Origin of the sequence: Vibrio xiamenensis (assembly GCF_900100015.1) — a bacterium.
GTDB classification, from domain to species: Bacteria; Pseudomonadota; Gammaproteobacteria; order Enterobacterales; family Vibrionaceae; genus Vibrio; species Vibrio xiamenensis.
On sequence record NZ_FNDD01000024.1, the window covers coordinates 38,029 to 50,218 of the forward strand.

At 46.0% G+C, this 12,190-nt stretch carries 13 protein-coding genes; 3 read left to right on the forward strand and 10 right to left on the reverse strand.

Annotated features, from left to right (window positions below):
• Positions 1–29 precede the first annotated feature (29 nt).
• The 6 genes from BLS03_RS17430 to rpsB all read right to left on the reverse strand — a co-directional run bounded on the left by BLS03_RS17430 (position 30) and on the right by rpsB (position 5,035).
• Positions 30–872 (reverse strand): phosphatidate cytidylyltransferase, encoded by an 843-nt coding sequence (locus tag BLS03_RS17430; protein ID WP_093276878.1) that lies wholly within the window; start codon positions 870–872, stop codon positions 30–32.
• A 16-nt stretch (positions 873–888) separates the two neighbouring features.
• Positions 889–1,641, reverse strand: coding sequence for an undecaprenyl pyrophosphate synthase (locus tag BLS03_RS17435; RefSeq protein WP_093276881.1), 753 nt, complete (start codon positions 1,639–1,641; stop codon positions 889–891).
• Positions 1,642–1,740: 99 nt separating this feature from the next.
• Positions 1,741–2,298: a ribosome recycling factor gene (gene frr / locus BLS03_RS17440; RefSeq protein ID WP_093276884.1), complete on the reverse strand. Its 558-nt coding sequence runs from the start codon at positions 2,296–2,298 to the stop codon at positions 1,741–1,743.
• A gap of 102 nt (positions 2,299–2,400) precedes the next feature.
• Positions 2,401–3,132 (reverse strand): UMP kinase, encoded by a 732-nt coding sequence (gene pyrH / locus BLS03_RS17445; protein ID WP_093276886.1) that lies wholly within the window; start codon positions 3,130–3,132, stop codon positions 2,401–2,403.
• A gap of 201 nt (positions 3,133–3,333) precedes the next feature.
• On the reverse strand, positions 3,334–4,176 hold the full coding sequence (gene tsf, locus BLS03_RS17450) for a translation elongation factor Ts (protein WP_093276887.1): 843 nt from the start codon (positions 4,174–4,176) through the stop codon (positions 3,334–3,336).
• Positions 4,177–4,306: 130 nt separating this feature from the next.
• Positions 4,307–5,035, reverse strand: a complete 729-nt coding sequence (gene rpsB / locus BLS03_RS17455) for a 30S ribosomal protein S2 (RefSeq protein WP_093276889.1) — start codon at positions 5,033–5,035, stop codon at positions 4,307–4,309.
• Between the two features lie 365 nt (positions 5,036–5,400).
• On the opposite strand from rpsB, the gene map reads away from it, so the two are divergent.
• The 3 genes from map (at position 5,401) to BLS03_RS17470 (ending at position 9,514) form a co-directional block, all read left to right on the forward strand.
• Positions 5,401–6,279 (forward strand): type I methionyl aminopeptidase, encoded by an 879-nt coding sequence (gene map / locus BLS03_RS17460; protein WP_093276890.1) that lies wholly within the window; start codon positions 5,401–5,403, stop codon positions 6,277–6,279.
• 108 nt (positions 6,280–6,387) lie between these two features.
• On the forward strand, positions 6,388–9,012 hold the full coding sequence (gene glnD, locus BLS03_RS17465) for a bifunctional uridylyltransferase/uridylyl-removing protein GlnD (protein WP_093276997.1): 2,625 nt from the start codon (positions 6,388–6,390) through the stop codon (positions 9,010–9,012).
• Between the two features lie 118 nt (positions 9,013–9,130).
• On the forward strand, positions 9,131–9,514 hold the full coding sequence (locus BLS03_RS17470) for a DUF3461 family protein (protein WP_093276891.1): 384 nt from the start codon (positions 9,131–9,133) through the stop codon (positions 9,512–9,514).
• A 61-nt stretch (positions 9,515–9,575) separates the two neighbouring features.
• Here BLS03_RS17470 and pgpA read toward each other — a convergent pair whose 3' ends face one another.
• From pgpA to ribH, 4 genes are all read right to left on the reverse strand, one after another.
• Complete coding sequence (pgpA, locus tag BLS03_RS17475) at positions 9,576–10,091, reverse strand: phosphatidylglycerophosphatase A (RefSeq protein WP_093276894.1); 516 nt, start codon at positions 10,089–10,091, stop codon at positions 9,576–9,578.
• Positions 10,092–10,150: 59 nt separating this feature from the next.
• Entirely contained in the window at positions 10,151–11,122 is a 972-nt protein-coding gene (thiL, locus tag BLS03_RS17480) for a thiamine-phosphate kinase (RefSeq protein ID WP_093276895.1), read from the reverse strand.
• Between the two features lie 130 nt (positions 11,123–11,252).
• Complete coding sequence (gene nusB / locus BLS03_RS17485; protein WP_093276897.1) at positions 11,253–11,720, reverse strand: transcription antitermination factor NusB; 468 nt, start codon at positions 11,718–11,720, stop codon at positions 11,253–11,255.
• Positions 11,720–12,190, reverse strand: coding sequence for a 6,7-dimethyl-8-ribityllumazine synthase (ribH, locus tag BLS03_RS17490; RefSeq protein ID WP_093276899.1), 471 nt, complete (start codon positions 12,188–12,190; stop codon positions 11,720–11,722). Before ribH ends, nusB begins: the two co-directional genes overlap by 1 nt.

Below are 12,190 nucleotides of genomic sequence, written 5' to 3' on the forward strand. Positions count from 1 at the left end.
ATCAGGCATGCGCTCGCATGCCTGACACTTTAGAAACTAAAATAAAGAAGGGTAAAAATAGGAAACGCTGCCGTTAAACTATCTATCCGATCCAATACGCCGCCATGTCCTGGAATGATATTGCCACTGTCCTTAATGCCTGAAACGCGCTTAAACATGCTTTCAACCAAATCACCCAACACTGAAATTACCACGGTGAGTAAAGTCGTGATAAACAGCGCTGCATAACTTGAGAATTGAATATCAAACCATTTGGCCGCAAACCAACCAGCGATCAAAGCCGCGATAACACCGCCAATTAACCCTTCAATGGTTTTATTTGGGCTGACTCTTGGCGCCATCTTATGTTTGCCAAAACTTTTACCAGCAAAGTAGGCTCCGCTGTCTGCAACCCAAACAAGAATACATACAAACAACACCAGTTTAGCGCCGTGGTACACATCGGTTGTCATGTTTTCGGCACGAAGCAATACCACACTCCAAAAGAATGGCAAAATCGTTAAGATTCCGAACGCGTGACGTAAAATGCTTGATGAACGCCACAAATCGGCTGAACGCGGATAGGTGATCGCGAGAATGCTCGCCACTACCCACCAAACTGCGCCAAGGCATAACATCGCGAAATGGCTGTCGACCACGGTATCGAGGTTAATGCTGTCAAAAGGGAGTAAATAAAAACTGAGTGCACCAACCGCGACTCCTGGAATCAATTTAAGTAGCCTTGAGGGCTGTTCTACAAACTGTGTCCATTCCCAGAAACCGATAAGAGCAATAATAGCTAACGCTATGATGAACGAAGGTAACGGTAATAAAAAAATGCCTGCAACAACTAAAGGAGCCAAGATTACGGCTGTTATTATTCTTTGCTTCAAATGGTGTAGTCCTTGTTTAATCTTCCATTAGCGCTTTGATTTGCTCACCCGTGCAGCCAAATCGTCGTTCGCGATTGACATACCAAGTGACCGCCTCAATCAAGCTTGCCTCATCAAATTCAGGCCAAAATATCGGGGTGAAATACATCTCCGCATAGGCCATTTGCCACAACATAAAGTTGCTGATTCGGCACTCACCACTGGTACGAATTAATAAATCAACTTCCGGTAGATCCGACATTGTTAAATATTGAGCAATGGTACTCTCTTCAATGTCTTCTGGCGCGATTTGACCACGCTTAACGTCTTCAGCAACGCGCTTAGCAGCTTGAGTAATGTCCCATTTACCGCCATAGTTTGCCGCGATATTGATGACCATGCCAGTATTACTCGCCGTCATCTCTTCGGCGTGCGCGATTTTTTCTTGTAAACGTCGGCTAAAGCGAGATGTGTCGCCAATAATACGCAGCCTTAAATTATTTTTGTGCAGTTTCTTCACTTCCGTTGAAAGCACTGAAATAAAGAGCTCCATCAAAATGCCCACTTCGTCTTCTGGGCGGCGCCAATTTTCACTGCTAAACGCAAACAGTGTCACGGCTTTAATTCCCAACTTTGCTGAAGAAGAGATGGTTTTTCTTACCGCACTAACCCCGTTTTTATGACCGAAAACCCTTGGCTTTCCCCGAGCTTTTGCCCAACGGCCATTGCCGTCCATAATGATCGCGATGTGTTGTGGTAATTGTTCAGGTGAGAGTTGTGAGTTTGGCATAAGAGGTTAGTCTGGATAACAGCAAGGGACAAAGCGTAGCATAAAAAAACGCTGGACTGCGAGCACAGCGTTTTTCATATTGATGGAGTGTATGAAATATTAAACTTCCATCAACTCTTTTTCTTTAGACGCTAGAGCTTCATCCACTTTTTTAATCGCTGCATCAGTGATTTTTTGGATTTCGTCTTGCGCTTTACGATCTTCATCTTCAGAAATTTCTTTGTCTTTCAGAAGAGATTTCAATTCGCTGTTTGAATCACGGCGAATATTACGGATCGCAACACGACCGCCTTCAGCTTCACCACGAACGATTTTTACTAGGTCTTTACGACGTTCTTCTGTTAGCGGTGGAAGTGGTACGCGAATGATAGTGCCTGCAGACATTGGGTTTAGACCCAAATCAGATTGCATGATGGCTTTTTCCACTTTCTGAGTAAGCTCTTTATCAAATACGGTGATAGCAAGAGTACGAGCATCTTCTGCAACCACGTTAGCTACTTGGTTTAGTGGAGTTGGTGCGCCGTAGTATTCAACGTTGATGCCAGAAAGTAGGCTTGGGTGTGCACGGCCTGTACGAACTTTTGAAAGGTTATTTTTTAGTGCTTCTACACTTTTATCCATGCGCTCTTGAGCACTTTTTTTAATTTCGTTAATCACAATATCACCTTAATGTATGATTATTTTTAGGCTCAGGCCTAGATGGGTGTCATGGGAAGCTTACCGCAACACGTGCATCTGTATTGCGGCAAGTAAAAAACCTTACTCAGCAGTGCTGATCAAAGTTCCTTCGATTTCACCCATTACCACGCGACGTAGTGCGCCTGGTTTATTCATATTAAATACGCGGATTGGCATTTTATGGTCACGAGCCAATGTAAATGCCGCTAAATCCATCACTTTGAGCTCTTTTTCAAGAACTGCATTGTAAGAGAGCTTATCATACAGCTCTGCGTCTGGATTGGCTACCGGGTCTGCACTAAATACGCCATCGACTTTGGTCGCTTTCAGAACCACGTCAGCTTCGATTTCAATACCGCGCAAACATGCAGCAGAATCGGTAGTAAAGAATGGGTTACCCGTACCTGCAGAGAAAATAACCACGCGGCCTTGACGCAATTCGCGAATCGCATCCGCCCAATTGTAATCATCACATACACCTTGTAGTGGAATCGCAGACATTACGCGAGCGTTTACATATGCACGGTGCAGAGCATCACGCATTGCTAGGCCATTCATTACTGTTGCTAGCATGCCCATGTGGTCACCCACTACGCGGTTCATACCCGCTTCAGCTAGACCAGCGCCGCGGAACAAGTTACCACCACCGATAACAACCCCAACTTGAACACCCAATTCAACCAATTCTTTTACTTCTTGAGCCATGCGGTCTAGAACTGCTGGGTCAATACCAAAACCTTCATTGCCTTGCAGCGCTTCGCCACTCAGTTTTAACAGAATACGTTGATACGCTGGTTTAGGGTTCGTAGTCATGGAGCTTACCTTCCAAAGTGAATTGTTTATTAACAGTCATAAATGATGGCTTAGACTCTAACGCCTTTTGTGTCTCATTAGTGCAATCGACAAGCAGGAAATGAGCCATCATTGATCACAATTATCAATTTTATTTGTTTGTATTCACAAAAAGACCGTAGCGATTGCCACGGTCTAATTGTTATACAACGCCGTTAGGGATTAACCTTTTTGCGCTGCTGCAACTTCTTCAGCAAAGCTCATTGCTTCGCCTTTCTCGATGCCTTCACCTACTTCTAGGCGAACGAAGTTCACTACAGATGCACCACGTTCTTTAAGGATTTCGCCAACAGATTTCTTTGGCTCCATTACGAACGCTTGACCAGTTAGAGAGATTTCGCCAGTGAATTTCTTCATACGGCCTTCAACCATCTTCTCAGCGATCTCTTTTGGCTTACCTTCGTTCATAGCGATTTCAACTTGAACTTCACGCTCTTTAGCCACAACGTCAGCTGGTACGTCAGTTGGGTTTACGTATTCAGGTTTAGAAGCCGCAACGTGCATTGCAACGTGTTTTAGAGTCTCTGCGTCGCCTTCACCAGCAACAACAACACCGATTTTCTCACCGTGACGGTAAGAAGCCAGTGCAGTACCAGAAACGTAAGATACGCGACGGATAGTCACGTTTTCACCGATTTTCGCAACTAGAGCAACGCGAGTTTCTTCGAATTGAGCTTGTAGCTCTTCAACAGATGCTTTAGAAGCTAGAGCAGCATCAGCAACTTGGTCTGCGAATGCAGTGAAGTTAGCGTCTTTTGCTACGAAGTCAGTTTGGCAGTTTACTTCAAGAAGAACTGCAACACCGTCAGCGTCTTTGATGATGATTGCGCCTTCAGCCGCTACGTTACCTGCTTTTTTAGCAGCTTTAGCAGCACCTGATTTACGCATGTTTTCGATTGCAAGTTCGATATCGCCGTCAGTTTCAACAAGCGCTTTCTTACATTCCATCATACCTGCGCCAGTACGTTCGCGCAGTTCTTTTACTAGAGCAGCAGTAACAGCCATTCTCTATTCCTCAGTTTATTCTGTACGGGGTAAAAATCAGGGGCCTACATTATCGGCCCCTGATGCTAACTATACTTAGTTTATGCTACAACTCGGTTTCACACAGACTAAGTTTGACACAGAGCCGCTATTATTCAGCTTCTACGAAACCGTCTTTTTCAGCAATTTCTGCTACGTCGTTGTTACGACCTTCAGTTACTGCAGATGCAGCAGCGTTTAGGTAAAGCTGTACTGCACGGATCGCATCGTCGTTACCTGGGATGATGTAGTCAACGCCGTCTGGGTTAGAGTTAGTATCTACCACAGCGAAAACTGGGATACCTAGGTTGTTCGCTTCTTTGATCGCGATGTGCTCGTGATCAGCGTCGATAACGAATAGAGCGTCAGGTAGACCGCCCATATCTTTGATACCACCAAGAGATTTCTCTAGCTTCTCCATTTCGCGAGTACGCATTAGAGCTTCTTTCTTAGTTAGTTTATCAAAAGTACCGTCTTGAGATTGAGCTTCAAGATCTTTAAGACGCTTGATAGACTGACGTACAGTTTTGTAGTTAGTCAGCATACCACCCAACCAACGGTTGTTTACGTAGTATTGGTTGCTAGCGATAGCAGCTTCTTTAACAGCTTCAGATGCAGCGCGTTTAGTACCTACGAAAAGAACTTTACCTTTTTTGTCGCCAATTTTGTGAAGCTCAGCTAGAGCGTCATTGAACATAGGTACAGTTTTTTCTAGGTTGATGATGTGAACGCGGTTACGAGCGCCAAAGATGAATGGTTTCATTTTTGGGTTCCAGTAACGAGTTTGGTGACCGAAGTGAACACCAGCTTTCAGCATATCGCGCATTGATACAGTTGCCATTTTAAAATCCTCTATGGGGTTAGGCCTCCACATTCCCCATGAATCCGACCCTGCCTATCAGACGGGCACCCCGGAACATGTGTCGGAATGTGTGTGATTTAAAGAATAAGTTCGTTGGAATTGAGCCGCATCGCCCTTACGGAAGAAAAACGGACCAAAGTTCCGGCGCGCTTTATATCATATTTTCACTAGAACTGGCTAGAAAAAGTTTGCGCCTTCAGTCCAACCTTAGCCAATATTAACCCGCTAAGCCGTCGATTTAACTGACTTGTTAAAAACAAGACAAATACACATTCTCATCGCTTCCTGATAGAATGCGCGCAATCACACCAAGCCTGTGTAATAGAATTAGTAGAGAAAGCCATATGTCCATCAAAATTAAGACTGCAGAAGAAATCGAACGCATGCGCATTGCTTGTGCACTTGCCGCCGAAATTCTTGAGATGATCGAACCTTATATTAAAGAAGGTGTCACCACCGAAGAGCTCAATCAGATCTGCCATGATTACGCCCTAGAAAAAGGCGCGTATTCAGCGCCACTTGATTACCATGGTTTTCCAAAGTCGATTTGTACCTCGATCAACCACATCGTTTGCCACGGCATTCCAGCGTCACAAGACGAGGTGGGCAGCAATGGTCAAATCAAACCTGCCGTACTTAAAAGCGGCGACATCGTTAACCTCGACATCACCGTTATCGTACCTAACGATCCCGATGCAGATTTAAGCGTGCGCCCTGAAGGTTATCACGGCGATACCTCAAAAATGTTCTTGGTTGGCGATGTTTCTCCAGCAGACAAACGCCTATGTATGGTGACTCAAGAAGCACTTTACGTCGGCATGCGTACCGTGAAGCCAGGTTCAACCGTGGGTGATATCGGCACGGCTATCGAGAAATACATCAAAGAGAACAATAAGAAAAACCCTCGCCACAAATTCTCTATCGTGAAAGATTTCTGTGGTCACGGTATCGGCGCGGAATTCCACGATGAACCGCAAGTCGTACACTATCGCAACGCCGATCGCCGCGTCCTCAAAGAAGGCATGATTTTCACCATTGAGCCGATGATCAACGCGGGTAAATTTGGTGTCACGGTTGATGCTCAGGACGATTGGACGGTTTACACCGGTGACGGTAAAAATTCCGCTCAGTATGAGCACACCATTGTGGTGACCAAAGACGGCTGCGAAGTGCTGACCTTACGCAGCGAAGAAAGCATTCCACGCTTTATGAACAACGCTTAACGATTTTAATATCCCCGCTTGCGGGGATATTTTTTTATCTCAACCAATTTGCTAGAGTGAGAGCCACTGCATTACAACGGAAGTAAACGCATGGACGACAGTCGTATTATGCCATATCAAGCACCTTTAACTTTTTCACAGCAACAACTTACTGTCAGTGAGTTGAAATCCCAACTTGAACAGTTTGCGAACTATCAAAAACACGCATTTCTCAACCATCATTCTGTGACGGACCTGGTTTATGGCCGCTCAGAATACATCGATATGCTGCTCAATCGATTATGGGATCACTTCGAGTTTAATCAGCTGCCCTACTTAAGTTTGGTCGCGGTCGGCGGATACGGACGCAGCGAACTGCACCCGTTGTCAGACATCGACATTTTAGTGGTGTCGCGTAATACCCTGTCTGAAGCTGTCGCGGCAAAAATCAGCGAGTTTTTAACGCTGCTGTGGGATCTGCGTTTGGAAGTGGGCCATGCCGTACGCACCGTTAAACAGTGCGCTGAAATCGGTCGCGAAGACTTAACCGTCGCAACCAATTTACAAGAAGCGCGTTTGCTGTGTGGCTGCGAAGAGACTTTTCATCAACTTAAGCTGCAGATCCATTCTGAATCCTTTTGGCCCAGCGAAACCTTCTATAAGGCCAAAGTACAAGAGCAAGTCGAGCGTCATGCCCGCTATCATGACACCACATACAACCTCGAACCGGACATCAAATCTACCCCAGGGGGGCTTCGCGACATTCACACCCTAAGTTGGATAGCTCGCCGCCATTTTGGCGCGACGTCGCTGTTTGAAATGAGCCGCTTTGGATTTTTGACCGATGCCGAATATCGTGAACTGGGTGAGTGCCAGGACTTTCTTTGGCGAGTACGTTTTGCTCTGCACATTGAGCTCAAACGCTACGACAACCGCCTCACCTTTGAACACCAAGCCAAAGTGGCAGAGCATTTAGGCTTTGTCGGTGAAGGCAATCGCGGCGTTGAAATGATGATGAAAGAGTTCTACCGCACTTTGCGCCGCGTTGCTGAACTCAACAAAATGCTGATCAAATTGTTTGACCAAGCCATTTTGGATAACCATGTTGAAGAAGAACCAGAACTACTGAGCGAAGACTTTTTGCGTCGCGGCCATTTGATTGAGGCGCGCAAACCTGCCCTGTTCCAAGCAAGACCAGAAACGATTCTCGATATGTTTTTGCATATCGCTAATGACTCCAGCATTGAAGGCGTTTCGCCAGCAACGCTGCGTCAGCTGCGCACTGCGCGCCGACGCCTGAACAAATTCCTGCACACCATTCCTGCTGCGCGCGAAAAATTTATGGCGCTATGCCGCCACCCTAATGCGCTCAATCGCGCGTTTGGTTTGATGCACAATCTCGGCGTATTGGCTGCTTATCTTCCGCAATGGAGCCAAATTGTCGGCCAAATGCAGTTTGACCTGTTCCATGTTTACACCGTGGATGAGCACAGCATGCGCCTGCTCAAACATATCAACATGTTTGGCTACGAAAGCAACCATGAAAAGCACCCGATTTGCTGCGAAATCTACCCCAAAATGCAGAAAAAAGAGCTTCTGATACTAGCGGCTATTTTCCATGACATCGGCAAAGGTCGCGGTGGCGACCACTCGGAAATCGGCGCAGAAGAAGGTTATGATTTTTGTATCGAACATGGCTTGTCAAAACCAGAAGCCAAATTGGTGTCGTGGTTGGTGCGCCATCACTTGTTGATGTCCGTGACCGCTCAGCGCCGCGACATCTATGACCAAGAAGTGATCACTGAATTTGCCCAGCAAGTGCGTGATGAAGAATATCTCGATTACCTCGTATGCTTAACCGTTGCTGATATCTGCGCAACCAACCCTGAACTGTGGAACAGTTGGAAGCGGACTTTGTTGGCTGAGCTTTACTATTCGACGCAGCGCGCTCTGCGCCGCGGGCTTGAAAACCCAGTCGATGTACGAGATCGCATTCGCCACAACCAGCAAATGGCGTCTGCACTGCTGCGCAAAGAAGGTTTTCAGCTGCATGATATTGAACGTTTGTGGAAACGCCTCAAAGCGGATTACTTCCTACGTCATACGCACAAGCAAATCGCTTGGCATTGCAGTCATATTCTTAGTCACGGCACCGCAGAGGAACCTCTGATTCTGGTAAGTAAAAAAGCGACGCGAGGCGGCACAGAAGTTTTCGTTTACTGCCCCGACCAACATGCACTCTTTACCACTGTGGTTGCCGAGCTTGACCGTCGCAACTTCAACGTCCATGACGCCCAAGTTATGACCAGTAAAGATGGCTTCGTCCTCGATACATTCTTAGTCCTTGACCAACAAGGTGATTTTATTGAACCGAGCCGCCATGAACTGTTGATTAAGCAGCTGCAAGCGGCACTGAAAAAAGGTCACTCAAAAGAGCTACGCACGCGTCGAATGCCTCGCCAGTTGAAACACTTTAAAGTACGAACTCAAGTGGATTTCTTACCGACCAAAAGTAAAAAACATTCGCTGCTCGAATTTGTCGCGCTTGATACTCCGGGGCTGTTAGCCACTGTGGGTGGTACCTTTGCTGATCTTGGTATTCATCTTCACGGCGCCAAAATCACCACTATGGGCGAACGCGCAGAAGACTTATTTATTATTACGAATGATCAAGGACTTAAACTTGATGAGCAGCAACAAAATCGCTTGCGTGAACTGTTGATCGATAACGTCGCGGAACTGGAACCGAATTAAGCGGGATCTTGTCCACAAACTTCCCGTGTCGCACGTAAAATCAGCTATCTAGTGGGAATATAGGCTGCTAAAGTAAGGTTATTGAAGATTGTTTAATCACTCAACGACGAGGTCGCCTATGTTTCCACACCTCACGGCTCTTGGGATTCAAGATCCGCAACAAATTGAGCGTTATAGTCTGCGCCAAGAAGCACATAAGGACGTGTTGAAAGTTTACTTCCTGAAACAGAAAGGGGAGTTGTTTGCCAAAAGTGTCAAATTTAAATTTCCACGACAAATCAAAAATGTGCTGGTTGACGGTGGGAGCAATCAATACCGTGAGATCACCGAGATCAGTCGTAGTTTAACCTTGATCATTGATGAGCTAAACAAGATAACCAAACCTGAGCAACTCTCAGATGCGGACATCAAACAAAAAATCTTAGCCGATTTAAGCCACCTTGAAAACGTGGTGTCGAATAAGATCGCCGAGATCGAAGCGGATCTTGAAAAACTCAAATAAGTTTATGTGTAAAAAGGCTCCCTAGGGAGCCTTTCATATTTATAGTTCAATAGGTTGTTACTTAAATCCAAAAGTAAACACCCACGCCATACAGCACGATTCCAGATACAATCCCAGCGACAATATCGTCGACCATGATGCCGAAGCCACCGTGAACGTTTTTGTCAAACCAGCTGATTGGCCAAGGCTTTAGCATATCGAAGAAGCGAAAGATCACAAAACCTGCCAATGGCCAACGCCAATCATTAAGCGGTACTTGCAGCAAAGGGACACAAAGCATCGTCAACCAATAGCCCGCAAATTCATCCCAAACGATTGAGCCGTGATCGTGCACTTTCATATCATCTGAGGTTTTCTGGCAAATCGTAATCCCCACAATCGAGGCAACAAACACCACCAGCAAATAGAGCACAAATGGCAGGCTAGCGAGCAGATAATAAAATGGCACCGCGGCTAACGTCCCCATCGTGCCAGGCACCACTGGCGACAAACCGCTGCCAAAGCCGGTAGCCAGTAGATGCCACGGGTTACTCAGTTTGAGTCGCTGTTTTGGGTTTTCCGAAGTCGAAAAATTCATAGTTACTACGCTTTCAGTTAGTGATTTCGCTTTAAATTAGTGATGTCGTTTTGAATCGGCTATTTCGCTTTGAAATGGTCAAAGCCTTCTAGATCCCAATCGATGGGTTGTCCTTGATAATCGAGTTCAAATACGCCTGTCGGACGAATTTGGCCAATACAAGTGACCTTTACGCCGCAATGCGCAAGTGCGCTCTCGATGGTTCCTTTGTTCTCTTCTGGTACCGTAAAACACAGCTCGTACTCTTCACCGCTGGTTAATGCGTATTGCAGCGCTTGAGTTGTGCCACCAACAAATTGAATTAACTCTTGAGAGATAGGCAGTAAAGCAACATCAATGTTCGCTCCGACGTTGGAGCGCTTCAAAATATGTTGCAGATCAGCAACTAAACCATCAGAAATATCTATTGCGGAATTGGCGATTCCGAGCAAAGCTTGCCCAGCCAATACTCGCGGCGTCGAGCGATAATGGCGCTGCTCTAGTACTTCGGCAAAAGGTTTGGTGCGATTGTGCGCCTCTAAAATCACATCAAGCCCTGCCTTGCTATCGCCAAGTTGGCCCGTCACATAAATCCAATCGCCAACTTTAGCACCACTACGCGTAAGTGCTTTTCCCTCAGGAATAGTGCCTTGCACCGTCAGGGTAATACTCAATGGACCTTTGGTGGTGTCACCACCAATTAACTGAATACCGAAATAATCTGACAGTTGGAAAAAGGCGTCGCTGAAGGCTTCAAGCCAAGCTTCGTCGACATCAGGTAACGTTAAAGCCAATGAAGCCCAACTTGGCGTTGCGCCCATCGCGGCTAAATCACTGATATTGGCAGCCAGTGCTTTATGCGCAACCCAAGCAGGATCGGCGCTGGCTAAAAAATGCGTGCCACACACTAATGTGTCCGTAGTAATCGCAATAGAAACATTGGCGGGAGAAGTCACGATTGCACAGTCATCACCGGCGGCAAGCACAACATCTTTACGCTGAGCCTGACGGCCAACAAAATACTTTTCAATCAGGTTGAATTCACTGGACATTGTTGAGTCCTAAAATAAACAGATTATAGGCCTGAAAAGGTAAATTAAGAGTGAGTAAGGTTACTCGCTAGTTAAAAAGTATTATCACAAAAAAGGCCAGCAATTGCTGACCTTTTTCATCGAAATAAGCTTACTTCTTACGCACATGAGGTGCGGCTTTATCGAGAACACCGTTAACAAACTTATGGCTCTCTTCAGCGGCAAAAACTTTAGCAAGTTCAATCGCTTCGTTGATGACCACTTTGTAAGGGACATCTTCGCGACGCGTCATTTCATACATGGCTAAGCGCAACAACGCCAACTCCATCATGTCTAAGTCTTGCATTGGACGTGAAGTGTATGGACGAATTTTGCTGTCAAGCTGAGTGTGACTAAGCACCACGCCGGTTAACAGATCACGGAAGTATGCAACGTCAGTCTCTGGCTCTGATAACGCCGGTTCAGAAGCATGGTTCTCTTCTTCATCGTACTTACCACCAGATAAGAACTGCTCTTCAATTGTGGCAACATTTTCTTTAGTAATTTGCCAAGAATAGATCGCTTGTAAAGCGAATCGACGTGCATTACGACGTGCGGCTGGTTTCACACTGGCCCCCATTAGGAATCAATTTCTGAAAGAACATTAACCATTTCGAGTGCGCTTAGTGCAGCCTCTGCGCCTTTATTACCAGCCTTGGTTCCTGCGCGCTCGATAGCTTGATCTATGGTATCTACGGTCAAAACACCAAATGCAACTGGAATGCTAAATTCCAAAGACACTTGCGCTAGACCTTTATTCATTTCACTACAAACATAATCAAAGTGTGGTGTACCACCACGGATTACGCTACCCAAAGAAACGATAGCATCAAATTTGCCCGTTTTTGCGACACGTTGCGCAACAAGTGGCAATTCAACTGCACCAGGACAACGAACCACAGTGATATTGTCGTCACTGACTTGACCGTGACGCTTTAAAGTATCGATTGCACCAGACAATAGACTTTCGTTAATAAAACTGTTGAAACGAGAAATAACGATAGCAAATTTTGCGTTTGGCGCTGGGAAGCCACCCTCGATCACTTTCAT

Excerpts from the sequence above, each read along its gene's own strand:
- BLS03_RS17435 (WP_093276881.1), bottom strand. The coding sequence starts at position 1,641 with ATGCCAAACTCACAACTCTCACCTGAACAATTACCACAACACATCGCG.
- pyrH (WP_093276886.1), bottom strand. The coding sequence starts at position 3,132 with ATGACTACGAACCCTAAACCAGCGTATCAACGTATTCTGTTAAAACTG.
- tsf (WP_093276887.1), bottom strand. The coding sequence starts at position 4,176 with ATGGCTGTTACTGCTGCTCTAGTAAAAGAACTGCGCGAACGTACTGGC.
- rpsB (WP_093276889.1), bottom strand. The coding sequence starts at position 5,035 with ATGGCAACTGTATCAATGCGCGATATGCTGAAAGCTGGTGTTCACTTC.
- map (WP_093276890.1), top strand. The coding sequence starts at position 5,401 with ATGTCCATCAAAATTAAGACTGCAGAAGAAATCGAACGCATGCGCATT.
- glnD (WP_093276997.1), top strand. The coding sequence starts at position 6,388 with ATGCCATATCAAGCACCTTTAACTTTTTCACAGCAACAACTTACTGTC.
- BLS03_RS17470 (WP_093276891.1), top strand. The coding sequence starts at position 9,131 with ATGTTTCCACACCTCACGGCTCTTGGGATTCAAGATCCGCAACAAATT.
- pgpA (WP_093276894.1), bottom strand. The coding sequence starts at position 10,091 with ATGAATTTTTCGACTTCGGAAAACCCAAAACAGCGACTCAAACTGAGT.
- thiL (WP_093276895.1), bottom strand. The coding sequence starts at position 11,122 with ATGTCCAGTGAATTCAACCTGATTGAAAAGTATTTTGTTGGCCGTCAG.
- nusB (WP_093276897.1), bottom strand. The coding sequence starts at position 11,720 with ATGGGGGCCAGTGTGAAACCAGCCGCACGTCGTAATGCACGTCGATTC.
- ribH (WP_093276899.1), bottom strand. The coding sequence starts at position 12,190 with ATGAAAGTGATCGAGGGTGGCTTCCCAGCGCCAAACGCAAAATTTGCT.